At 53.0% G+C, this 24,064-nt stretch carries 24 protein-coding genes and 1 pseudogene; 5 read left to right on the plus strand and 20 right to left on the minus strand.

What is annotated here, in order from left to right; translation table 11 throughout:
• Nucleotides 1–108 precede the first annotated feature (108 nt).
• The 10 genes from ACMHLI_RS18170 to ACMHLI_RS18215 all read right to left on the minus strand — a co-directional run bounded on the left by ACMHLI_RS18170 (nt 109) and on the right by ACMHLI_RS18215 (nt 9,664).
• A complete protein-coding gene (locus ACMHLI_RS18170; protein ID WP_413530673.1) occupies nt 109–1,425 on the minus strand; it encodes an MFS transporter in 1,317 nt (438 codons plus the stop codon).
• Between the two features lie 273 nt (nt 1,426–1,698).
• Nucleotides 1,699–2,628: a dihydrodipicolinate synthase family protein gene (locus tag ACMHLI_RS18175; protein ID WP_413530674.1), complete on the minus strand. Its 930-nt coding sequence runs from the start codon at nt 2,626–2,628 to the stop codon at nt 1,699–1,701.
• Nucleotides 2,629–2,733: 105 nt separating this feature from the next.
• A complete protein-coding gene (gene rbsK / locus ACMHLI_RS18180; RefSeq protein WP_413530675.1) occupies nt 2,734–3,948 on the minus strand; it encodes a ribokinase in 1,215 nt (404 codons plus the stop codon).
• A gap of 442 nt (nt 3,949–4,390) precedes the next feature.
• Nucleotides 4,391–4,981, minus strand: coding sequence for a hypothetical protein (locus ACMHLI_RS18185; RefSeq protein ID WP_413530676.1), 591 nt, complete (start codon nt 4,979–4,981; stop codon nt 4,391–4,393).
• 157 nt (nt 4,982–5,138) lie between these two features.
• Entirely contained in the window at nt 5,139–5,318 is a 180-nt protein-coding gene (locus tag ACMHLI_RS18190; protein ID WP_413530677.1) for a hypothetical protein, read from the minus strand.
• 318 nt (nt 5,319–5,636) lie between these two features.
• Nucleotides 5,637–6,224, minus strand: coding sequence for a flavin reductase family protein (locus ACMHLI_RS18195; RefSeq protein ID WP_413530678.1), 588 nt, complete (start codon nt 6,222–6,224; stop codon nt 5,637–5,639).
• Between the two features lie 56 nt (nt 6,225–6,280).
• Nucleotides 6,281–7,135 carry a metal ABC transporter permease gene (locus ACMHLI_RS18200; RefSeq protein WP_413530679.1) on the minus strand — a complete coding sequence of 285 codons (855 nt, stop codon included), beginning with the start codon at nt 7,133–7,135 and terminating at the stop codon, nt 6,281–6,283.
• Entirely contained in the window at nt 7,132–7,989 is an 858-nt protein-coding gene (locus ACMHLI_RS18205; protein WP_413530680.1) for a metal ABC transporter permease, read from the minus strand. Before ACMHLI_RS18205 ends, ACMHLI_RS18200 begins: the two co-directional genes overlap by 4 nt.
• Complete coding sequence (locus ACMHLI_RS18210) at nt 7,986–8,786, minus strand: metal ABC transporter ATP-binding protein (RefSeq protein ID WP_413530681.1); 801 nt, start codon at nt 8,784–8,786, stop codon at nt 7,986–7,988. The genes ACMHLI_RS18205 and ACMHLI_RS18210 overlap by 4 nt, the downstream gene beginning before the upstream one ends.
• Entirely contained in the window at nt 8,783–9,664 is an 882-nt protein-coding gene (locus tag ACMHLI_RS18215) for a metal ABC transporter substrate-binding protein (RefSeq protein WP_413530822.1), read from the minus strand. The genes ACMHLI_RS18210 and ACMHLI_RS18215 overlap by 4 nt, the downstream gene beginning before the upstream one ends.
• A 248-nt stretch (nt 9,665–9,912) precedes the next feature.
• Here ACMHLI_RS18215 and mntR point away from each other — a divergent pair, with 248 nt between their 5' ends.
• Nucleotides 9,913–10,359 (plus strand): manganese-binding transcriptional regulator MntR, encoded by a 447-nt coding sequence (gene mntR / locus ACMHLI_RS18220; RefSeq protein WP_413530823.1) that lies wholly within the window; start codon nt 9,913–9,915, stop codon nt 10,357–10,359.
• Between the two features lie 251 nt (nt 10,360–10,610).
• Here the strand turns inward: mntR and ACMHLI_RS18225 are convergent, their stop codons facing one another.
• From ACMHLI_RS18225 to ACMHLI_RS18240, 4 genes are all read right to left on the minus strand, one after another.
• Entirely contained in the window at nt 10,611–11,429 is an 819-nt protein-coding gene (locus ACMHLI_RS18225; protein ID WP_413530682.1) for a Cof-type HAD-IIB family hydrolase, read from the minus strand.
• A 103-nt stretch (nt 11,430–11,532) separates the two neighbouring features.
• The gene (locus tag ACMHLI_RS18230; protein ID WP_413530683.1) at nt 11,533–12,705 is read right to left on the minus strand and encodes an MFS transporter; all 1,173 of its coding nucleotides are present in this window, start codon (nt 12,703–12,705) and stop codon (nt 11,533–11,535) included.
• 95 nt (nt 12,706–12,800) lie between these two features.
• Nucleotides 12,801–13,799 carry an ROK family protein gene (locus tag ACMHLI_RS18235; RefSeq protein WP_413530684.1) on the minus strand — a complete coding sequence of 333 codons (999 nt, stop codon included), beginning with the start codon at nt 13,797–13,799 and terminating at the stop codon, nt 12,801–12,803.
• A 56-nt stretch (nt 13,800–13,855) separates the two neighbouring features.
• Complete coding sequence (locus ACMHLI_RS18240) at nt 13,856–14,740, minus strand: serine hydrolase domain-containing protein (protein ID WP_413530685.1); 885 nt, start codon at nt 14,738–14,740, stop codon at nt 13,856–13,858.
• 39 nt (nt 14,741–14,779) lie between these two features.
• Between ACMHLI_RS18240 and ACMHLI_RS18245 the strand changes: the two are divergent.
• Nucleotides 14,780–14,941, plus strand: a pseudogene (locus ACMHLI_RS18245) (hypothetical protein); the annotation flags it as partial.
• Between the two features lie 73 nt (nt 14,942–15,014).
• On the opposite strand, the gene ACMHLI_RS18250 reads toward ACMHLI_RS18245, so the two are convergent.
• Nucleotides 15,015–15,569 carry a hypothetical protein gene (locus ACMHLI_RS18250; RefSeq protein WP_413530686.1) on the minus strand — a complete coding sequence of 185 codons (555 nt, stop codon included), beginning with the start codon at nt 15,567–15,569 and terminating at the stop codon, nt 15,015–15,017.
• 81 nt (nt 15,570–15,650) lie between these two features.
• Nucleotides 15,651–15,992 (minus strand): hypothetical protein, encoded by a 342-nt coding sequence (locus tag ACMHLI_RS18255; protein ID WP_413530687.1) that lies wholly within the window; start codon nt 15,990–15,992, stop codon nt 15,651–15,653.
• Nucleotides 15,993–16,079: 87 nt separating this feature from the next.
• Here ACMHLI_RS18255 and ACMHLI_RS18260 point away from each other — a divergent pair, with 87 nt between their 5' ends.
• On the plus strand, nt 16,080–16,370 hold the full coding sequence (locus ACMHLI_RS18260) for a hypothetical protein (RefSeq protein WP_413530688.1): 291 nt from the start codon (nt 16,080–16,082) through the stop codon (nt 16,368–16,370).
• A gap of 346 nt (nt 16,371–16,716) precedes the next feature.
• Nucleotides 16,717–18,573 (plus strand): M48 family metalloprotease, encoded by a 1,857-nt coding sequence (locus ACMHLI_RS18265; protein WP_413530689.1) that lies wholly within the window; start codon nt 16,717–16,719, stop codon nt 18,571–18,573.
• 66 nt (nt 18,574–18,639) lie between these two features.
• Here the strand turns inward: ACMHLI_RS18265 and ACMHLI_RS18270 are convergent, their stop codons facing one another.
• On the minus strand, nt 18,640–19,029 hold the full coding sequence (locus ACMHLI_RS18270; RefSeq protein ID WP_413530690.1) for a YebG family protein: 390 nt from the start codon (nt 19,027–19,029) through the stop codon (nt 18,640–18,642).
• A 116-nt stretch (nt 19,030–19,145) separates the two neighbouring features.
• Here ACMHLI_RS18270 and ACMHLI_RS18275 point away from each other — a divergent pair, with 116 nt between their 5' ends.
• Complete coding sequence (locus ACMHLI_RS18275; protein WP_413530691.1) at nt 19,146–19,598, plus strand: GNAT family N-acetyltransferase; 453 nt, start codon at nt 19,146–19,148, stop codon at nt 19,596–19,598.
• A 71-nt stretch (nt 19,599–19,669) separates the two neighbouring features.
• On the opposite strand, the gene ACMHLI_RS18280 is transcribed toward ACMHLI_RS18275, so the two are convergent.
• The 3 genes from ACMHLI_RS18280 to ACMHLI_RS18290 form a co-directional block, all read right to left on the minus strand.
• Nucleotides 19,670–21,340, minus strand: a complete 1,671-nt coding sequence (locus ACMHLI_RS18280; RefSeq protein ID WP_413530692.1) for a methyl-accepting chemotaxis protein — start codon at nt 21,338–21,340, stop codon at nt 19,670–19,672.
• A 315-nt stretch (nt 21,341–21,655) separates the two neighbouring features.
• Complete coding sequence (locus ACMHLI_RS18285; RefSeq protein WP_413530693.1) at nt 21,656–23,239, minus strand: ABC transporter ATP-binding protein; 1,584 nt, start codon at nt 23,237–23,239, stop codon at nt 21,656–21,658.
• Nucleotides 23,236–24,051, minus strand: a complete 816-nt coding sequence (locus tag ACMHLI_RS18290; protein ID WP_213052748.1) for an ABC transporter permease — start codon at nt 24,049–24,051, stop codon at nt 23,236–23,238. Before ACMHLI_RS18290 ends, ACMHLI_RS18285 begins: the two co-directional genes overlap by 4 nt.
• Nucleotides 24,052–24,064 lie beyond the last annotated feature (13 nt).

The following is a 24,064-nucleotide window of genomic DNA, read 5'->3' on the forward strand; positions in this document are numbered from 1 at the left end:
GCACGCAAACGAAATCCCCGTTCAGAATGACATGTCACGCCAAAACGGGGAAAACAGTCCTTATTGGTGCCTGGTTAAACAGGTGTTTTCAGACGTGATGAAAAGTCATTACTTCGTCATGGTGACCATAATTGGCTTTTTCACGAATAATCCATAACTTAGCGCGCCCAGCATCAGTAAACCGGCGCCAAGAAAGAATACGTTGGTGAACTGGCCTGTCGCATCAAGAATAAGTCCGGTGACGATCGGAGCACATGCCGCCCCCAGGAAACCACCGAAGTTTTGAATGGCGCCCATTGATGCCACCTGTTCTTTCGGCGCGATGTCCGAGGCCAGCGTCCAGATGACGCCCTGTGGCAACTGCGAGAAGAAGTAGCCAATTGACAGAAGCGCGATGCTCAGCGTGGTGTTGTGCACAAACGGGATCGGCGCAACAAAACAGGCCGCAAGCGCGGCACCGGCCACGATCGGGACCTTTCGGGCAGTAATGGTTTTCACACCGCGGCGGATTAGACGGTCAGAAAGGGTTCCTCCGCACAATACTCCCAAAATCCCTGCAAAGAAGGGTATAGCGGCCAACCAACCCGTCTGTTTCAGGCTAAAGCCCAGCGATTTCTCCAGATATCCCGGCAGCCAGGTCAGGTAGACCCAAATAGTGAACATAATCGAAAAGTTACCAATTACCATGAACCAGGTGGTTCTGTGCTTGAATAACGCTCCCCAACTCGCCTTGTTGTTACCGTTAACCTTTGCCACTTTCGGTTGCTCTAACGCAGAATGAGCATGGATGACACTGTGCTCACGTTGCGTCGGATCGCGATAGAACTTAAGCCACACCAGCAACAGTGGAATGCCAGCCAGACCAATGGCGATAAACATTCCACGCCAGCCGAGGGTCAACAGCAGGATGGTTAGAATCGGCGGCGCAATCGCATTGGCAATCTGCGAACCGGTATTGATGATCGAGGTCGGCAGCGCGCGCTCTTTATCAGAGAACCAGCGATGGGTGATCTTGATCCCCGAAGTAAAAAAAGGAGATTCAGAGATGCCCAGCAGAACACGTAGCGCGTAGAACGTGGAATAACCATTCACAAAGCCGGCCATTACCGTGAAGGTGGACCATAACCCCGCGCCCCACGAAAACATCTTTTTAGGGCCAAAACGGTCCACCAGCCAGCCCGCTGGCAGGTTTGCCAGCGCATACGGCCACAGAAACGCTGACAGCAAAAGTCCCATTTCTGTCTGGCTGAAACCAAACTCTTTAGCAATGGTGGTATTGGCGATACTTAAATTGGCGCGGTCGAGATAATTAATAACCGCCGCCATTAACAAGATAAAAATAATACCCCAGCGCAAGCGTGAAACAACCGTAGCGGAATTTTCTTCCAAAGGAACATTATTAACAGGTAAAGTAGTGTCTTTCATGATTTTAATTATCCACTATTAGTTATTTTTAAATAGAGCATCATCAAACAGACTCAGGTAAATTTTAATCAAAGCTTTACGAATAAAAGACTCAGTTCAGCCTGCGCAATATACTCAACGCCTTTACAAATAATCGGACGAAAAAAGAATTTTTCACGCTCCCAATCTCTCAGACAACATACGAACATGATGAATAATTCTTTTAAGTTATATCGTCGGTCAGATTGCGGACAAGCCTGCAGCTTATCCGCTTACGCGATGAAATTATCGGTTTTACACAGCGGAGATTTTCTTTTGCCAAAGTGCTGTGCCGCTGTGGATCTGATCCAGTAATACGGTCAGACCCCAGAATTTATCCAGCACATTGTCTTTATTCACGCGACAAAATTCGCTGTCGAAGGTACCTAAGCGTTGATGATAAATTTTGGCATTTTTCGGATAGCCCAGCGTCTCAGTTACCGCACCCAGGGAGAGGAAAATAGCCAGCTCGTCGGCGATTTGAGGTTGAGTGGCGGCCTTGTGATACAGCCAGCTGTAAAGCTCAGGATGAAAATTGGTGAACACGCCACTGAATCCTTTAGACCCCGCCTGCATCGCCCGGTAAGCAATCGCAGCGTTAGCATTAATGATGTTCAACCGAGTATTCGCCACCAGCTTCACACGGCGGGTCACAGTTTCCAGATCGCAGCTCACGTCTTTAAGCACAACGAAGCGGCCTGAGTTGGCGCAGTAGGCCAGCTCTTCGTCTGTCAGCAGACGGCGATACGGCGCCGGGCATTCGTATAGGCCCAGCGGTAAAGACGCGGGCAGCACGCTCAGCAGCTGGTCCAACGTGGCGAAGAAGGTTTCGCTGCCCTGGTTTTTTGGATCAAGATGATTGGTGACCAGCACCAGCGCATCGACACCCGTTTTTGCCATCGCGCTCAGCTCGTTGATTTGATCGTTGATGTCGTCACTGATGTGTCCTGAGGCAATGACCGGAATACGGCCTGCGACGCGCTTCACCACAAATTCTGCGAGTTCAACACGCTCTTCTAACGTCAGAAACTGCATTTCGCTCGACTGGCAAACGGCAAACAGCGCATCAACACCTTTTGCAAGATACCAGTCGATCAAACGGGTCAGCCCCGGATAGTCGATTTGATTATCTTTGGTGAAAGGGGTCAACATCACCGGCACGATACCTTCAATAACTTTATTCATCACAACTCCTGTAATGCCCGCAGGCTGCATATGTAATCGATTATGGCCGCTACGTTTGTCACTCAGGTCAGCGACCACTAAGGAAACTCATCATGAACGCAATGCTTACCGCTGCGCCAAACGCGCCAGAACCTGCTCATGGTCAGGCATGTTCGATGCGCCTTCGCGCTCTACCGCCAGAGATGCAAACGCAGAGGCATAGGTCGCTGCCTGAACCAGGGTTTGCCCATTAGCAATGCTCGAGGCCAGTGCCCCGTTGAAAGCGTCGCCCGCCCCCGTGGTGTCAACACTCATCGCCGGGAAGGCCGGAATATACTGGAACTGATCGCCGTCGAGCAGCAACGCGCCGCGCGATCCCATTGTTATGATCACCCGTTTGGCGCCCTGGCTGACGATACGCCGGGCAGCCTCTTTGGCGCTGGCCAAGTCCTGCACTTCGATGCCAGACAGCTGCGAAGCCTCGGTTTCATTCGGGGTAATAAGATCGACGTATTCAAGACAATCAAGGGCATTGTTCGAAAATGGCGCCGGGTTGAGGATAACTTTCACCCCCAGCGCCTTTGCCAGTTTCATCGCACTTAACGTGGCGACAAAGTTGTTTTCCAGCTGCACCAGCAGCACGTCTGAATCTTCAAGCTCGGGTGTGATCGCAGCGACTTCATCTTCACTAATGGTGGTGTTGGCGCCGGAATAGATGGCAATCATGTTCTCGCCGTTTTCCTGCGAGACATAAATAATGGCGTTGCCGGTCGGCTCGGTATCCGACTGATAAAGGGTGAAAGAATGAATCTCCGAAGAGGTGAGATGATCGTAAGCAAACTGGCTGAACTGATCCTTGCCCACCTTGGAAACGAAGTGCACTTTAGCGCCAGCACGGCTGCCCGCTGTAGCCTGATTTGCACCTTTACCGCCGGGACCGAGCGTGCTCCCCACCGCCAGCAGCGATTCTCCTCCCTTAGGAAACCGTTCAACCTTCGCCACGATATCGACGTTAAAGGAACCCAGGATGCAAACCTTACCTTTCATAATCTTCCCTTTGTTCTGCTGTACAGCGTGTTTTCTCTTTTGAATCTGAAGCCGTTTTAGCAACACTTCAAATTTGTCGCCGGTGTCAGTAATAAGTTTCGACTGCAAGCTTCTGCGGCATACCCTCGCACCGCCGTGACAGCGCTGAATCAGTTTTTCAGCAGACAGGGCGTTCAGATCACTGCGAATGGTTTCTCTGGTCACGTTAAACAGGCAAGCTAATACCTCGACCTTCACCCGTTCGTGTTTATCCAAATACTCCAGAATTTGCTGCCGGCGCTCTTCAAGAAACATATTCACCCACCTTTTCTGAGTTAAGAATAAAGGCACTACGCTAACTAAAGAGTGATGGTGCTCATAGCTTGATTGTCAAAACGGAAGCAAACAAAAATGGCAACGTATGATTTCTGTAAGGGATGAATACTAAAATTCCTGTGATGAAGTTGACTGATGTTCATCTTAAGGGAAATAGGGTGTCATCATCCCTACATCAGTCAGGGATAATATGAAGGGTAGGAAAATGGAAAAGTCGGATAGATTAATGATCTCAGCAGTCACAAAAACAGAGGGACTGTGGTTGACTTGAATATTTGCTATTTTGTAATAATGATAAAGTCTCAATCTCTACCATTTACATAACTCATGCTAAAACAATATGGGTCACGCCTGACTGGCGAAGACGCATCGCATTAACGTTGTTTTACATTATGCCAAAGCGCCATGACCCTGCTCATTTTCAAGAACTACTTTTCAAAGAGCTACGCCCGACATAAAACGCCAGCACCTTCTGCGGTTCAAACGAAAAAATCACATATCCACGCCCGTTCAGTTCGAATTCACCGGCTTCAGTCATCGGATAATGACGGTGGATAAGCAAGGATTTGTGGTTTTCTTTATCGACAAACGCCACGCCGAGGGTGAATTCGTCTTTCAACGCATGGCAGATGTGCAACAGCAGTTTGGTCAGCAATCCCTGTCCGCGAAAATCCCTGCGCACGCTCACCGGGCCATAGAGGAAAATCTGATCGGCAGCGGCGGCACCGCTACTGAGTACTGCATTGTAAGCGGCCTGCGCTGCCCCATGTTTTGCCAGACTGCCGGGAATCGTCATCGCCACACCGGAAATGACAGGCTTCCCTTCGCGTTCCTCACGGCTGACAAACACGCCGCTGCCGGACTGAAACGCCGCAAGCATGTCGGTGTCCATCGCGCCCTGGGTAAACCCTTCTTCTTCGCGCTGCTGCGCCGTCAGGTTATCGCCTTTGGATTCACTCAGAATGCTGAGGATGGAGGGGATGTCATTGTGGTCTGATTTCGTGATTTGCATTTCGACGCATCGCCTTTATCGGAGTTGATGAGACGTTATTATGGCAAAAATCTGAAAATCTGGGGGAGAAGGTAAGTAAATCAGAGGGGAACGTCGTCACGCAGCCTGCTCTGCGTGTGGAAACAACAGGCCGCGATCTTCGGTAAGGTCGTTAACGTTACGCTTTGTGCACTGAAACAATTTCTTTGATGAAGGTGAAGTTAGAATTGCCGTGATCAGTTTTGATCGTCGGATAAATTCTTTCCCCTTTCTTCACAAAGCCAGTGACTTCGTGGGTTGAGCCGTTCTTGAGGGTAAAGCTGTCGCCAATGCTCATCGAACTTTCTACTTCGCTCATAACAATCCTTAACTCTTCTTACATGGAACTTCAAAAAACCAGGGTACTTCTAAACAGGTCGTTCAAAAAACCTGTTGCCGATCGATGGTAGGCCTTTATGGAGCAGGTAGCCAGAAAGGTTTCATTCTTCGTGTTTTACGCCATGTCGCAATGTTCCTGCGCCGGGGAGTTGCAGGTATGAATGCGGCGGTAGCGCCAGAAACAGCAGGAAAACTCTCGGATTCAGGCCACTGATGCCTATCCCTCTGATAAGCCTGCGCCCCCGTCGTTGCCCCTTGCGTCTTCGAGCGGCGTTAATCAACGCCGCAGAGAAAAGAATTATTTCAGGTCAGTATCGGCATTCAGCGGTTCGCCGGTGGCGTAGAACTGGCCGCCCGCGATGTAGTGCAGGCTGCGCAGGGACGGGTCAGCATCTTCGAAATGCCAGTGCCCGTCTTTGAAGACGCGCGTATCGGCCCAGGCGCCGACAATCTCGCCGATGAATAGATCATGCACCTGCTGATTGTGCGGCTCAGGGATCAGCTTACAGGCCAGCCACGCGGTGCAGCCTGCGACGAACGGTAAGTCGCCCTGACCTTCCATGCGGAACAGCTCCGTGCCGCACTTCGCCAGTTTATCGGCATCGTCACGCAACGTGCGGTTGCCGAGATCGTAGGTCATTTGCAGCTGCGCCACGGTGGGTACCTGAATCACAAAGACTCCGCTCTGCTCGATAAGCTCGCGAGTTCTGGCGATTTTATCCAGCACCACAGTCAGTTTTGCGGGTTTGAAATCCAGCCCGCACACCCACGAAGCGGACATCACGTTGTCCACGCCAGCATGATGGGCAGAAACCAGCGCGGTTGTGCCGTGGTTAATCAGCCGGTAGGCTTTTTCCAGCTCAACGGGAGCAAATTGTTCGGTCATTAGCGTTTCTCATAAGTGAGTCCGGCGTACAGAATCGCAAAACTCTGCTCTCAACACTAAGCATTCGGTGCGGCCTGACTCGGTTTAACGGATTTGCGCAGCAGATGGACGGTCAGCGCCAGCAGGAAAATCGCCGCCTGAATCAGCACGATGGTCGGACCGGTTGCGGCATCAATATAAAAGCTGATAAAGGTGCCGGTAACGGCGGCGGTCAGTGATGCCGTCACGGATACCGCGATCATCTTCGGCAGCGTTTTACACAACAGAAAGGCGGTAATACCGGGTGTAATCAGCATCGCTACCACCAGCACCACGCCTACCGCCTGCAGTGCAGCGACGATGGTCAGTGCCAGCAGACACAGCAGCGCGTAGTGGTAGAAACGCACCGGCAGGCCGATGACCTTCGCCTGCACAGGGTCGAAGCAAAACAGCATCAGGTCTTTGAATTTGATGACGATAGCCAGTGTCACCACAGCGGCAATGATCAGCGTTTGCAGCATTTCGCTGTCAGTCACTCCGAGCACGTTGCCAAACAGAATGTGGCTCAGATGCTGCTCAGTATTCACCCGCGAGAACAGCACCAGCCCGGCGGCGAACATACCGGAGAACACAATGCCCATGACAGAATCTTCTTTTACCCGACAATGCTCTTTGATGAAACCGGTGGCCACCGCGCAGAACAAGCCTGAACCGAATGCGCCGATGACCAGCGGGATCCCCGCCAGATATGCCAGTACCACACCGGGCAGTACCGCGTGAGAGATAGCATCGCCCATCAACGACCAGCCTTTGAGCACCAGAAAACAGGAGAAAATCGCGCAGACGATGCTGGTGGCGGCGGCGGTCAGCAGCGCCCGTTGCATAAAGTCGAAGCTCATCGGCTCCATCAGGACATCCATCCAGCTCATCATGCGCGACTCCCTGCCCGTTTAATGCGCAAATGATTCACCAGCCAGCCGTGTTTCGGCGCAAATAGAAAGGCCAGCAGGAAGACGGTGGTTTGCAGGCAGACGATCACACCGCCGGTTGCGCCATCAAGGTAATAACTCAGCCAGGCACCGGCCGCGCTGGTTACCGCGCCGATAATTACCGAGATAATCAGCAGATGGGAGAACCGGTCCGAGAGCAGATAGGCAGTGGCACCGGGGGTGATCACCATCGCGATAACCAAAATCGCGCCGACTGTCTGTAACGCCGCCACGCTGCATGCGCTGAAGATAGTGAAGAAGATAACTTTTAACCACAGCGGCGACAGGCCCACCGAGCGTGCGTGCGCTTCATCAAAAAATACCGCCAGCAGGTCGCGCCAGATGACACACAGCACCAGCAGGGAAACGCCGACAATGATTTGCACCTGCAAAATATCGGCGTCATCGATGCCTAAAATATTGCCGAACAGAATCGACTGAACGTTAACCGACGTCGGATTGAGCGACACCAGTAATAAACCCAGGGCGAAGAAGGTGGAGAACACAAAGCCGATGATCGCGTCTTCGCGCAACTTAGTGAAATGGCGCAGCAGTGTCATGGAGAGCGCCGCCAGAATGCCGGTGCCGAATGCGCCGATCGCGTACGGGAAACCCAACGCATACGCCCCCGCTACGCCCGGAACGACGGAATGCGACAACGCATCGCCCATCAGCGACCAGCCTTTGAGCATCAGATACGCCGATAAAAACGCACACACCGCGCCAACACCCGCACTGACCCATATCGCTTTCACCATATAGTTGTAGTGAAACGGCTCCAGCAAAAGGTCGATCATTTCACCCGCCTTACCGGCGAAACGGTTTCAGGCATGGTCTCTTTGCCGACCAGATAGCTGATGTTGCGTAGCGCGCCGCCAAAGGTGTTTTCGAGATTCTGATGAGTGAACGTGGTCTCGAGCGGACCGGCGGCGATCACCGTCCGGTTGATCAGCACCACGCGATCGCAGAAATCCGGCACGCTGGCAATGTTGTGCGTGGAGACCAGAATCAGATGGCCTTCTTCGCGCAGCTGGCGCAACAGTTCGATAATGGCGTTTTCAGTTTTGATATCGACGCCCGTGAACGGCTCGTCAAGCAGCATGACGCGCCCCTGCTGGGCCAGCGCGCGCGCCAGAAACACCCGCTTTTTCTGGCCGCCGGAAAGCTCGCCAATCTGACGCTGTGCCAGTTCAGTCAGGCCGACACGCGCCAGCGCCGACGCCACCTGTTTTTTATCCTCTTGCGAAGGAATACGCAAAAACGACATTTTGCCGTAACGTCCCATCATCACCACATCCCGCACCAGCACCGGGAAATTCCAGTCCACTTCCTCAGACTGCGGCACGTAGGCGATCAGGTTTTGCTTCAGCGCTTTGGCGACGTTGAGGCCGTCGAGCGTCACGCTGCCGTGCGTCGGCCGGATAATTCCCATGATGGTTTTGAACAGGGTGGATTTGCCGCTGCCGTTGACGCCGAGCAGCGCGCAAATCGAGCCGCCACGAAGGCGAAACGACGCCTCTTCAATGGCAGTGTGACCGTTGTTGTAAGTCACCGAAATGTTGTCAACGTCAAGATGCAGCGCGGTGTCACTCATTGGCCAAATCCTTCTGCGATGGTGCCCACCGTCACTTTCAGCAAATCAATGTACGTCGGCACCGGGCCGTCGGCGGTGGAGAGTGAATCAACGTACAGAACGCCGCCGTATTTCGCGCCGGTTTCCTTGCTGACCTGTTTCGCCGGTTTATCCGAAATGGTGCTTTCACTGAACACCACCGGAATATTTTTCTGACGCACCAGATCGATGAGCTTTTTCACCTGCTGCGGCGTGCCCTGCTCTTCGGCGTTGATCGGCCACAGATAGGCTTCTTTCAAATCATAATCTTTCGCCAGATAGCTGAACGCGCCTTCGCTGGTCACTAACCAGCGTTGCTGTGCCGGAATGTTAGAGAGGCGTTCACGCAGCGGGGCATCAAGTTGAGTGATTTTTTCGGCGTAGGTTTTGGCGTTACGGTCATAGGTCGCGGCGTTTTGCGGATCGTATTTCACCAGCGCGGCGCGGATATTTTCGACGTACACCAGCGCATTTTTTGCTGACATCCACGCGTGTGGATTCGGGTTGCCGAGATACGGCCCTTCCTGGATTGGCAGCGGCGCAATACCGTGGGTGACGGTCACGGAAGGCACGTTTTTGATATTGGCGAAGAAGCGCCCGAACCAGCGTTCAAGGTTAAAACCGTTCCACAGGATCAGATCGGCGGACTGCGTTTTGACGATGTCCCGCGGCGTCGGCTGGTAATCATGGATTTCCGCGCCGGGCTTGGTGATCGACTCAACGGTGGCGGCATCACCGGCGACGTTCTGTGCGATGTCCTGGATCACCGTGAAGGTCGTCACCACTTTGAACTTTTTTTTGTCTTTTTCCGCCGCCGTTGCGTTGCCGGTGATCAGCGCGACGATCATGCCAATCAGCATGAGGCGCAAACGAAACGGTGAGTGGCTGAGGTGTTTCGCGATGTTATGTCCATTTCCCATGAATTTTCTCCTGTCACTCGGTGCGTCAGTCGGCGGTTTATTATTCAGGTATAGCATAGGCTATACTCCATAGCCAAGGCAAAGTTTGCAGAAATTGGTAGATATGTGGAGTTGGTTTACAATGCGGTTCGTTGTCGCGGCTTAGCGGCGACGGTAAGAAACCGTTGAGCAAGAAAGAGGCAGGCGTTGTGAAAGAGAAAAAATTAAATCCGTTGCTGGATGTTGAAGAACACGCTCAGGGTTTTTTACAGGTGCGCGAGGCGCATCGCCGGGAATTAATGGATGATTACGTGGAGCTGATTTCGGATCTGATCCACGAATTTGGTGAGGCTCGTCAGGTAGATTTGGCCGCGCGCTTAGGCGTTTCTCAGCCGACCGTGGCGAAAACCCTGAAACGGCTGGCGAACGCCGGGCTGGTCCACCAGCTCCCCTATCGCGGCACGTTTCTGACGCCGGAAGGCGAGAAACTGGCGGCGGAAAACCGCGAGCGTCATAACGTGGTTGAAGCGTTTTTCATTGCGCTGGGTATCAGTGCAGAAACCGCCCGTCTTGACGCCGAGGGCGTCGAACATCACGTCAGCGATGAAACGCTGGAAGCCTTCCGCCGCTTTACCGCGCAAAAACAGGCCCAGTAATCCCCCTGCGGCACTCTTTGCCGGATTAAGCCCGCGCGTCGCCGGCGGCGTTGAGTCAGTCAGCCATGCTGCCAACGCCAGTGACATCCGTTAGATTACAGTTCCACCACATAATTATCCGCCGCAGCCGCGCAGGAATAACGCCCCAGGCTTTCGTGCCAGAATAATAACGTTTCAGCCATAAGGCCGTTTCTTCAAAAAACAAAAGGCTGCCCAATGTGGCAGCCTTTTCAATTTAACAGCGTCAGGTTTCAGGCCTGATCGAATGGCGCACGGCCATTTAGCCAGTCATCAATCACCTTCATTACGCCCTCTTCGCGGTTGGACGGCGCACGGTACTTCGCAGCCGCTTTCGCGGGCTCTGACGCATTCTCCATCGCGAAACCGTAACCGGCGTAGCTCAGCATTTCCAGATCGTTTCCGCTGTCGCCGAAGGTCATCACTTCTTCGTCGCGGATGTCATAACGTTGTTGGATCTTCTTCAGGCCGTTGGCTTTGTGATTACCGGTAATAATGAGATCGATTGAACCGTGGCCGCTGGTGACCGGCGCAACGATGTTACCAAGCTGCGCGGTGATTTCGCCCATCAGCGGATACACGTCGTCTTCCACGTAGCTCAGTGCGAATTTAAAGATGGTGTCATCAATGTGGGCGTAGGTCGGGATTTTATTCAGGCGGTGATAATAGTGGCGCATACGCTTGATGAACTCTTCATCGGTGCCCTCAAGCACATACGCCCCTTTTCTGCCGCATACCACGGTGTTGATGCCGGGCGTGCGACCAATCCACTGCAAAACGCCAGTGACCTGTTCCCGCTCCAGTTTTGCGCAGTACAGCTCTTGTTTTTTATCGACCACGTACGCGCCGCCTTCGGCAACGTAGGCAATCTGATCGTCGAGTTCATCGAAAAAAGATTTCAGCTGGTAATACTGGTTGCCGCTGGCGACAACAAATTTGATGCGGCGGCGCAGTAATTCCTGATACTGCTCGCTAAAACGTGCCTGATTATATTCACTATATTCATTCAGGAACGTGCCATCCATGTCGACGGCGATAAGTTTTACGGCCATTGCAGCTCCTACAGAGGTCAGATTTTAAGAAGTGATAATCGGAAAAAGGCTGGCGGTTTTCTTCACGCCAGCGCTTCAGTGTGACTCAGTTAATCAAAAACCATTAATATTTTAATTTATAGGCGCCGAAGGTAATGATGAGGAAAGCTGCGGCGACGCCTGAGAAAGCCACGTACAGGCTGGAAAGATGGGCGATAAAACCGATCAGCGCCGGGCCGCCAAGTACGCCGAGATAACCCAGCGTCGCGACCATCGCGACCGACATATTCACTGGCATCACTTTTTCCTGCCCGGCCAGCGTGATCAGTACCGGTACGATGTTCGCCGCGCCAATACCCACCAGTGCAAACCCGCATAGCGGCAGGATCCAGCCTGGCAGCAACACGACCATCAGATAACCGGCGATACCGAGAAGACCACCGACCACCAGTACGCGTTTGCGCCCCAGCGCACTGACAATTGCATCGCCGGTCATGCGCATCAGCGACATTGCGATGGCAAACACAGCAAAGCCCCAGCCAGCATGTTCCAGCGCCAGACCACGCTCACGCGTCAGGAACACCCCGCCCCAGTCGAGCACCGCGCCTTCGGCCATAAAACAGATCATCGCCATGACCGCCATCAACACCAGACGGAAGTTTGGCCGTGGTTTAGCCTTCCCTTCTACATGCTCCTCTTCATGCGCACCAAACGGCAGCAGCCCACGGAAAGACCAGGCAGTGACAAGGATCACCAGCGCGATGGCGTAAAATGTACTGCCGAGCGGCGTTACGCCCGCACTCAGCAGCAACGAACCGCCGCCCGCACCGGCGATACAGCCCACGCTCCACAAGCAGTGGAAACCGGACATCAGCGGCTTGTCCGCCGCCTGCTCCACCAGCGTCCCCTGCACATTCACCGCCACATCCGCCAGACCAATGCCCATGCCAAAGATAAACAGGCTCAGCGCCAGCAGCCAGATATCGCTGAACGTTGCCAGCAGCGGCAGCATCAGGCAATACAGCACGACAGAGGCGATGATCACCCCACGGCAACCAAACCGGCCGATAAGCTTGCCGGAACCCAGCATGGAAAGCAGTGAACCCGCACCGAGACACAGTAATAGCAGGCCGAGATCCCCTGCTTCAGAATGCGTGCGCAGTTGCGCATAAGGCACGAGCGCCGCCCACAATCCCATCGCCATGCCGGTAACAAAAAAGATTGCCCGTGTGGCAACACGTTTAACCGGGCTCCCGACGTGCGCTGTGGTATTGGGTAGTTCAGATGACAGTGACAATAGTGTTTCCCCGCTGGCCTGATGAGTTTTTAAAAGTCTTTTAATAAGTGCTGAGTATATTGGCGGCAAAGAAAGAAAGTCAATGCATGCGCCGGTCAGACACTGAAAGCGACGTGACGATTGTAGTTGTTCAATGTGAGTTCAGTGATGCCTTGCAGGTAATCCTGACGCATTGACGGCCGGTAAACCAGTTCAGGCATATGCTGCGCGGGGATATGAAGATGGCAGCGTTCGAGCAGATCGTGGATCAACGCTTCGCTGATTTTCGGCCCTGAAAGCGCGATAGTGGCCGGGTTAACGATCGCGGCGAGCGAGACGATGACTTTGGCCAGTTCGTCTGCCACCGGTAGCTTATCCATATCCGTAAAAGGCAGATTAGAGACCTCGCCGGCAAACTGGCTCGCGCCCTGCAAAACCTGCCCGTTGATCACTATTCCGCAACCGAGACAGGGCACTTCCGGCTTGAAGATGTACCCCACTGGCGCGGTGACCTCCGTGCAGCTGCTGCGATAAAATCCGTACGCGGTGTAGTTCATGTCGTTATCCGCCTGTACGTATATCCCGAACCGCTCCCGCACCTGTTGCTCCACCGGCACACCGGCGAAAACGCTGATATCACAGGTCGCGACGGTGCCTTTAACAACCACACCCGGCAGCCCGATCCCGGATGCTTTGATGTTCGGAAACTCCCTCAGAATACGTTGGATTAGCTGATAAAATGTCTCCAGCTGAAGCGGAATAAAACGCTCTTCGCCCTGCGCCAGACAGCCTCCGGTCGCCGAATTTACCGTCCAGATGATCTGCGCCGCAGCGTCACTGCCCTGCGCGTAAATACTCAGCACCGAGAAGTAATCCGGATTGTAGGCATACCGCTGCGCGGGCCGCCCGCCACGTGAGACTTCGCGTTCCAGCGCCAGCACTTCGCTATTACTACTCAGTTCATTCAACACCGTGCCGCAGGTGGCAATACTAAGCCCGGTTGCGACCGCGAGCTCCGCTTTTGTTGCCGATCCCAGTGATTTCAAGGCATGGGTGACCAGCACCACATTATTGATTTTCATTTCACGGGTTGTACGGTTTAACGGAGTGATCATGGTGCCTCGGACGGAACGTAAATAAGGGTGGCTAATTTAGCATAAAGTGGCGGAATTCATCTTTCCCCGGCGAGCCTGACAGCTTCAGTTTCAGGAACGCCTTCATGTGAACCGGCGGTGAAGCATGCCACGGTCAGCGAGTCTTTCACATCAGGAAAATGATAGACCGCGTTGACGCAGGAAGGCCCGCCGCCCGAATGGCCGATCGCGCGACCCGCCTGCGCCATTGCACCCATCATCAGCCCGATGCCATAACCGCATTCCGTCCACGGCCGCCCATCAATCGCTCCGCCGAGCGGATAACGGACCTGCATTTGGGCAAGTGTCTTCGCACCGACAAGCCTTCCTGAGAACAGACCCTGCAAAAGTTTTGCAGCGTCCGGCACGTTACCCGTCAGACATCCGTGATACACCCAGCCCGGATGATAATGTCCGGCGGCGTCGCAATGAAGTTGTGAGAATTGCTCAGGCGTCGTCGCCAGCGCGATACTCTTCAGCCCAAGCGGCTGGCAAATTATCTCATCTGTCAGACGTGAGAAGTTCAAACCCGATGCGGCCTCAATATGCTCGCGCGCCAGCATGTACCCCACATTGGAATATGCCCAGCCTTCTCCCGGATTGAACAATTGCCCCCTGGCCATCACCGCACTAAGCAACTCATCCCGTGACCAGGGCGCTTCACCCGCAGCGACGGCATCGTGATAGGATTTCAGGATTCCATAATCCGGCAATCCTGAAGTGTGCGCCAGCAGTTGGCGAAGCGTAAAAGGTTCGCCAGTCAGCGTTGAGTCCAGGTTTAGTACACCGCTCTCACTCAATTTGAGTGCACAAATCGCGATCGCCGTTTTGGTAAAGCTCCAGTAGGGAAAAAGTGCAGATTCACTTCCCTGCCCCCACTCCTCGCCGGAAGCCGAAATACAGTAACTGTGAAAGGTGGTCATGAGTGGATCTCCTTAACCGGATAAGTTTATGTATTCATTGATCACGGTTCGTATAATGATTTCAAAAAAGTCACCGGTATTGGTTTCTCACCTTATATCCATGACGCGATTCAGTGCAACTGCACCGATTGCTTTGGGGTGGAGAGCGGGATCATCATCCCTTCTGTTTTCGTCATCAGCGTACAGTGGAACTTTAGATAAGCCTTTTTACGCAAAAGCCCCTGCGGCATTGACCTCCACAGGGGCTTTCATATGACATCGATATCACAGTAACTTATTTACCAAGAATGTTATTCACGGCAGCGGTGTGGCCTGCTTTGTCTTTCGCGCCAGAGATCACCTGAATTACGGTGAATTTTTTCTCGCCGGCAGCCAGTAAGGTAGCCTGCAGAACATCTTTACCATCCATCTTATCAGTGGCTTCGATGTGGTCGACTTCCAGCCCTTTGACGTTTTCCATCTTTTCGCTGGTCACGGTGTAGCTTGGTGAAGCCTGCTTCTGTTTATCCTTAATAGTTTTCATACCCTCAAGGAAATCAGCATCGCTGGCGGCGCGGGCAACCAGCGGAATGTCATCTTCGCCAATCAGCAGAACGCGTTTTTCTTGCTTGCTGACGTACATTTTACCCGGACCACCGCCCGGCACAGGCTGCACTTCATAACCTGTCAGGTTGAATACCTGTTTGCCGTTGAGCAACGTCACAGTTTGGGTCGTGGCTGCGGCTGCCGGTGCTTTCACTTCCGCAGCGGTAGCCAGCGTGGCTGCGCCGCCAAGTGCCGTCAGCAGGCACAATGAACCCATCAGATTGATTGATTTTCTTAACTTCATGTAGAACTCCCTTCTTCCTGTAAAATTCTCTGTATGGATGACCCTGCAATAATGTGCGAAGTATCCATAATATAGAGAGGGTTATTTCATCAGATCGCGAATACATATTCCCGAGCCGACTAAAAACAAAATAAGTGGCCAATACCGTACCGGGATAAAAAAGAATTTATGCGTTCTTTCCGGTTCAAACATCGGCTGACTGTCGGTCATCTTTGCCACGTACGCCAGGAGCTTTTCCTGCTTGATCGCATAGACAAAAATGCAGCACAGAATAGATGCCAGTATAAATGTAGCCCCAGTTGCCCATAAATGCGCAGAAAAATAACCTTCCTGCCAAATGATATCGACAATCCATTTTAAAAATACGTAGGCAATCGAAATCAACACGGCGATAAAAAACCCTACTCCGCTCCACACTATCATGGCTGATATCCTTGAGTTTCAAATCAAATAATGCATAATCTCTTTCAAAATTAGCGTATTTTTTCGATGATGGCGAGGAATTCTTGCATGCTGATATATCGCGGCGCCGGTATTATGACCCTTTTACTGCCAATGGTTACTGTACTATTGTTAATGTGGTTATGGCCCGATCCGGGTGTAAAAAAGGGTGATGTGTCCTTAATGCAGTTCCTGTTGGGCGTAGGTATTGGCGCGGCCATAAATACGGCTATTGGATTGATACTCAACAGAAAAAATCACGATATTGGTGTTCGTCACCACTTCTTTTATATTCCCATGCAGTGGCCTTCACTCGCTTTAGTGCTGGTTTGCAGCATTATTGGTTTTATAAAGCACTGAATATTTATGGCCAGCGGACATAATGGTTATCCTCTTCGTTTCCGGCACCGAATCATTCTGATGAATAAAACCTAACTCAAATTACCCTCGCCGTTTCTGAAAAATTGCAGACTGCAACCGAAATACATCATATTCACAAGGTAAATAATCCGAAAAATAAATAATAGCTTGTCGCGACGGGTAAAATATCGTCTTATAGCAACGTTTCACAATTCATTAAGTGAATATAGCTGATGCACGCCAGAGAAGGATCTCGAGCATTTCCCCTTATGCCGTAAATCTTTCTTTCGGTATTGCCTGATATAAGCAGCTTGTCCCTCCAACAGACAGTTAGCGAGTTTCTATTTTGAATAAATTAACGGCATTGAAAAAAGGTTATGCAAAGGTATTCTTCTGGCTTCTGATCACGCTATTTTTGATCCCCGCCATCACGCTGGTATTTGCTGAATACGGCAGTAATCAGCTTAATCAGCAATATACTCAGATCTTTATTGATGACGCCCGCGGGCAAAATCAGGACGTCGGTAAACTGACGGATTTCCTGCAACAAAATCCGCCTTCCAGCGTCTGCGGCCCCGTGTCGGAAGATCTGCTCGATTATAAAAATGCGGTGTGCGCCGAGAAGTCCGAACTGTGGCAATTCTACATGATGGACAAAGTGTCATTCTGGACGCTGATCGCCAGCGCTGTTGTGCTGCTGATGGTGTTGCTGTTCAGTGCCCTCGCTTTCAGGAATCGCCAGGGACAACTGCTGAGCCTGATGCTGGCCCGTCATTTCCTGATGCTGGCCAGTGCGCTGGAAGTGTTAGTGCAAGGTGCGATGCTGGTCTGGCTCTCGTTCTGGGGCACGGCTTTCTTCACGCAAACCTACTATCCGAAACTGGTGATGGCGGTCGGCCTGCTGGTGCTGGCCGGGATGTTCTACATGATCAAAGGCATCTTTAAAAAGCTGCCGCGCGAAGAGGGTATTGAAGGTGAGGTCGTGACGCGAGACGCCGCGCCCGCGCTATGGGCACGTATTGATACGCTGGCGGCCAAAGTCGGCACCACACCGCCTGACCATATCATTGCCGGCATTGACACTAACTTCTATGTGACTGAAGCGCCGCTGTCCGTCAACGGGCATCCACTGAGTGGCCGCAAGTTGTACGTCAGTATTCCCCTGTTGCGCCAGCTTACTACCGCACAGGCAGACGGCGTGATGGTGCATGAGCTGACACATCTGCATGAAGGTGATACCGCATCAGGCGCGCTGCTCGGGCCGAAGCTGCACCGTTTTGATATGTATACGCACCTGATGGGTCAGAACGTCGCGACGCTTATCGTCTTTTATCCTCTGTGCCTGTACCGCATGTTGTTTGAACTGGCATGGCAGCGAAACAGCCGTGAACGTGAGTTCATCGCCGACCACAGCGCAGCGACGCACACCACGCCTGCCGCGATTATTGAATCACTGATTAAAATATCAGCCTATGCCAGCTATCGCAGCGAAGTTGAACGCACCCTGTTCGATAACAAAACCCTGCATGAGAACGAGTTGGGGATCAGCAAAGCGATAGCCGCAGGCCTGCCGCAACACGTCAGCTCACCAGACTTTATCAGCCTGATGCGCGAGCAGGATGTACCGCACCCGTTTGACTCCCACCCGCCGCTGACGGAAAGAATGCGCAACGTCGGTTACCACGTGGAAGAGTTGGGCTATACGGCGATTGCCGCTGAACCCCCTGCTGAAAGCTGGGTGGATCTTATGCCGGTTGCCGAACAGATTGAGCTGCAGCTGTGGCAGAAGTATGAGCGTGACTTCTCATCGGTACATGAGGAAAGTCTGGCATGGCGTTATCAGCCTGAAGGTGAAGAAGAGACGGCGCTGGTACTGAAACATTTCCCGCCAGTGGCCTTTACGCTGAAAAATGGTTCTCAAATCGAGATCAACTATCAGGGCGTCGTGAAGCCAGATACGGGGGAATTACTGGAGTGGGATAACGTGAAGAACATCAATGTGATCCGCCAGTTCGGTACTGAAGTACTGTATCTGCAACACGTCCAGCCGAATGCGCAGGGGAAAAAGCGCAGTGAGATCCGTCTGCCAGGTCTGAAAAAGGAAATTGAAGGGTTTAAAAATACGCTGGGCTACTACTGGCATCGTCACCAGACGGTGCGTGCGTTACAGCAAGAGGAAGAGGCTGCCGCTGCGCAAAGCTAAAATCCGGTAACGAAAAGCCCCGCTGAACGCCTTGTGAAATGCGTTCAGCGGGGCTCTTTTATTTCATCAGGCCGCTTTAACCGCGCGAACCTTCTTAGGTTTTACAGCGTCTTCGGCGTGTTCTGCATGTTCTGCATGTTCTGCAACTTCCGCGTCTTCAACGTGTGTCTCTTGTGCTGTCTGAGCGTCGACCTTTACGTCGGCCGGTGCAGTTTCTGCTTCAGGCAGTTTGCTGGTGCGCAGGATGTGCTGAACGGTATCTTTCTGCTCGGCAAGGTGCAGCGCAATATTTTCCGCCAGAACCTCATCGATCTCAATTTCGCTCTGTAACAGCCAGTCAGTAAAAGTATCCGCCATGTCGAGCATTTTGTCGTAGGCGTCCGCTTCTTTCTTATTGGCAAATGTCATTTTTTCTTCACCTTTTCTGACGACAACAAATTTTGTTTCAACAGCCATGATTCTCACTCCTTATACTGTAATTATATACAGCATATCAACAATAGATGACGTTGACATCATACATTTAAATTTTTACGTTAGTATTTTAACGGGCTCATTATACGGTGATATCAATGAAAGATGTGCAATGCTGGACGAAAGACGGGTACCTCATCACCACTGACGTTGAAAAGATGGATATTTCAGCCATTCAGCATTATCTGACCCGTTCGACCTGGGCGGCAGGTATTGATGAACAGACCGTGCGCGATGCCATCGACAACAGCCTGAATTTCGGGTTGTTCGACGAAAATAAGCAGATTGGATTCGCCAGATTTATCACCGATTACGCCACCTTTGCCTACCTGTGCGATGTGTATGTTCTGGAGAATTATCAGGGCAAAAATCTGGGGGGATGGTTGGTGGAGTGCTGTCAGTCACACCCGGTTACCGCGCGATTACGTCGCATGATGCTCTTTACCACCACTGCGCCGTGGCTTTACAAGAAGTTTGGCTATGAGCCGGTCAATACGCCGGATTACGCGTGGGCGATCGCCCGTCCTGACATCTATCTCAACAAACAATAGATTCTGTACTTCTGACGCCCGAACCGCAGGCGTCAGAATTTCACCTTTTACCAGAAAACGTCTCCCGGACTTTAGAACGTCTCCCAGTTTCCTTCGTCACTTTTGTTCGCCGGTGAAAGCGCACGGCCAGACGACAGTACAGGTCTTTTCAGCGGCGATGGCTGACGCACAGCGGTATTTACCGCCGCAGCGCTGACTTTAAAGATGCTGATCGACTCCGCCAGACGCTCGGCCTGCTCGTTCAGCGAGTACGCCGCCGACGAGGCTTCCTGCACCAGCGCGGCATTCTGCTGCGTCACTTCATCCATCTGCGTGATGGCTTTGTTGATCTCTTCGATTCCGGTGCTTTGCTCATGGCTGGCGATTGAAATCTCGCCGACGATATCCGTCACGTTCTTCACGCTGGACACCACTTCTGCCATGGTGGCACCGGCTTTAGCGACCAGTTGCGTGCCGTTATCGACTTTCGATACCGAATCGTCGATCAGTACTTTGATTTCTTTCGCCGCAGAAGCAGAGCGTTGCGCCAGATTGCGCACTTCCGAAGCTACAACCGCAAAACCGCGCCCCTGCTCACCGGCACGGGCAGCTTCTACCGCCGCATTCAGCGCCAGAATATTGGTCTGGAAGGCGATGCCGTCAATCACAGAAATGATATCGACAATTTTGCGTGAAGAAACGTTGATTCCCTCCATAGTGCTGACCACCTGCCCGACCACTTCGCCCCCTTCGACGGCCACGCGTGATGCCCGGGCCGCCAGCTGATTAGCCTGACGCGCGTTATCAGCGTTCTGTTTTACGGTGGCGGTCATCTGTTCCATCGCCGAGGCGGTTTCTTCCAGCGAGCTGGCCTGCTGCTCGGTGCGTGAGGATAAATCCAGATTCCCGGCGGCGATCTGGCTGGACGCGCTGCTGATAGCCTGCGTGCCTGAACGGACCTCAGTCACAATGCGCAGCAGGTTTTCATTCATATTTTTCAGCCCCTGCATAAGCTGGCCTGTTTCGTCAGAAGAGTTCACACGGATGTCCGTAGTCAGGTCCCCGGCGGCCACGCTTTCAGCCACCTGTACGGCGGTACCCAACGGACGGATGATCGAGCGGGTCAGGAAATAACCCAGGATCATGGCCAGCAGCACGGCAATCACCGAGAAGATCAGCGTCAGCTGAATCGCCGTTTGACCATCAGCGACGGCTTTTTTCCCTTCGGCCTGCAACTGCGAATCCTGAGAATCAGCAAAAGCGGTGGCCAGCCCCAGATAGGCATTCTGTGAGGTAGTCAGTTTACGCAGCACATATTCGGTGGCGCCTTGCATATCACCGGCGCGGGCCAGACCAATCAACTGTTCCTTTCCGGCTTCAAAAGCATCACTGGCATCCTGCAACGCTTTAATTTTTTGTTTTCCGGTTGGCGTGGACTGAATCGCGGCAATTTTATCCATCGCCAGATTGGTTTTTTTGATGGTGTCATCAAGTTGCAAATAACGTTTCTTATTTTGCTCGGTGTTTTTCGTATCAATAACGATTCCGCGCAAAAACTTTATTTGATCATTCACGCCGTCACGGACATCAAATGCCAGCCGGACTTTTACATAACGATCGTTGATAATTTGTTCGATACTGCTGTTAATGCTGCTTATTTTGATAACGGCAGTGGCACTGACGATGATGAGAAGCAGGATGATGAGGCCGAATGCGGCACCCAAGCGGCTGCCCACCCGCATATTGTTGATCAGTTTAAACATGTTATTTCCCTTATTTCCGGGCCAATAAAAAACAAATACAATGAAAATAATTCAATATATTGATGATTACATAGCGGGACTACTTTCTAATGATTATTTAATTCACATGAGTTATCGGTATCAATAAGGGGAACTTTAGGCGGGATATTTAAGGGAAAGTGTAAAGAGAGGTGAATGAATTTATAACGTTACTGAACAAAATAACGTTATAAACAGAGATTACGTTTCAGGGCAGCCGGTGAGCAAAAATACCGACGCCACCAGCGCCGGGAGGGTGAAACAGTGCACGTTACGCAACATCATTCTGCCTTGTGATCAGGCAGTCAGGGTTTCTTCCAGCCAGCCGACGCGCATTTCTGGCACCGAACGCAGCAGTTCGCGGGTGTAATCATCCAGCGGTTCAACCAGTGTAGAAATGACCGGCCCCTGACGCACAATCCTTCCCGCTTTCAGTACCGCCACTTCGTCCGCAATTTCGCGCACGACCTGCAAGTCATGGGTAATAAACAGATAGGAGATACCGGTGTCCTGCTGGATTTTACGCAGCAGCGCCAGCACGTCGCGGGCGACCAGCGGATCGAGCGCAGACGTCGGTTCATCACACACAATCAGTTTCGGCTGCGCCGCCAGCGCCCGTGCAATACAGACGCGCTGCTTCTGACCACCGGAAAGCGCAGAGGGAAAACGCTGCGCCAGTTCAGCATGCAGTCCGACCTGCGCCAGCAATTCCCTGACGCGGGTGTCGCGCTGGCTGCGGTTGAGATCGGAAAAGCAGGACAGCACGCGGGCGATCTGGCTGCCGACCCGTTCTTTCGGATTCAGTGCGGTATCCGGGATCTGATGGATCAGCTGCACGTCGCGCAGTTGCGCACGGCTGCGCTGCCGCAAACTGGCCGGCAGTGTTTGATTTTCCAGACTCACTTCTCCGGATTCCGGGCTGAGTAGCCCGCAAATCACTTTACCGAGCGTCGATTTCCCCGAGCCGGATTCGCCGATCACCGCCAGCGTGCGGCCGCGCGGCAGGCTCAGCGAGACGTTCTGCAAAACGGGCTGAGCGTGATAACGGGCGCTGATGTTATCGATAAACAGCGCAACCGGTGCCTCGCCGGTTTGCGGCATTTTTTCTTCGCCCTGTGCATGTAAAAGGCGGCGAGTGTAATCCTGCTGCGGTCGTGTCAGAAGCTGTTCTACCGGCGCCTGTTCCACGGTTTTACCCTGCTGCAATACCATAATGTGATTGCTGATTTGCGCGACAACCGCCAGATCGTGACTGATATAAATCGCCGCCACGCCGGAAATGCGGATGACATCGCTGATGGCTTTCAGTACGCCGAGCTGTGTGGTGACATCCAGCGCAGTGGTCGGCTCATCGAAAATCAGCAGTTCCGGCCCTGCGCACAGCGCCATGGCGATCATCGCGCGCTGTAACTGCCCGCCGGAAACCTGATGCGGATAGCGCTGATAAAACTGTTGCGGCTGCGGCAAACCGAGCAGTCCGAACAGTTCGATGGCCTTTGCCTGCGCCTGCTGGCGGTCATACACCTTGTGCTTAAGCGCCGCTTCAATCACCTGTTCACCCAAGGTGATCGCCGGATTAAAGGCTGCGCCTGCGGACTGCGCCACATAGGCAATATGCCGTCCGCGCACCTGCCGCAAGCGGCGGTCAGACAGCGTAGTCAGCTCCTGCCCGTTGAACATAATACTGCCGGATTCAATGCGCATCCCCTGACGGCAATGCCCGAGGATCGCCAGCCCGATGGTGGATTTCCCCGCACCGGATTCACCAATCAGCCCCAGCACTTCACCGCGTTTGACGGTGAAAGAGACATTATCGACTAACGTGCGCGGGTTTTTACCGGCGGAAACAACAGACAGTTTTGTTACGGTTAACAGGCTCATCCTTTTCTCCCCCACACGCGGGTGGTACCGCTCATCAGCCAGTCCGCCACGGCGTTCACCGCCAGCGCCAGCACGGCAATCGCGCCGCCGGGAACCAGTGCCGCCCAGACGCCAAACAAAATGCCGTCCTTGTTATCACGCGCCAGCCCGCCCCAGTCGGCGGTCGGTGGCTGAATGCCTAATCCGAGGAAAGACAGCGCCGAAAGGAACAGCAGAATAAAGATAAAGCGCAGGCCGAATTCGGCGATCAGCGTCTGTAGCGCGTTAGGTAAAATCACATGCCAGAGGATCCACCCGAGGCTTTCGCCGCGCAGGCGTGCCACATCGACAAACTCCATCACGCCGATATCCACCGCCAGCGATCGTGCCACGCGCAGCACGCGGGTCGATTCCAGCAGACCCAGCACCAGCGTCAGCACCGGAATCGTTTTCGGCAGCACAGCGAGGACGATCAGCGCCAGAATCAGCGTCGGAATGGCCATCACGATGTCGTTACAGCGAGAAATGACCTGATCCAGCCAGCCACCGCGCAGACCGGCGATAAACCCCAGCGTGCAACCGACCGCAAACGCCACCAGCGCCGCAAGCGCGGTGACGCCGAGCGAGACGCGCGTCCCCCAGATCAGCCTTGAGAGCAGGTCGCGACCGAGATTATCGGTGCCCAAAATGGCGTTTGGCCCCGGTAAATCCCAGGACATGCCAAGCGTTTGATCCGGCGCGTGCGGTGCCAGCCACGGCGCGAAAATCGCGATAAGAATAAAGAGACTCAGCACCAGCAGACCGAGTATCGAGGAAGGTTTTAAAGCAGGCATTGCAGCAATTCCT

This window comes from Rahnella inusitata, assembly GCF_965118895.1.
Lineage (GTDB): Bacteria > Pseudomonadota > Gammaproteobacteria > Enterobacterales > Enterobacteriaceae > Rahnella > Rahnella inusitata_A.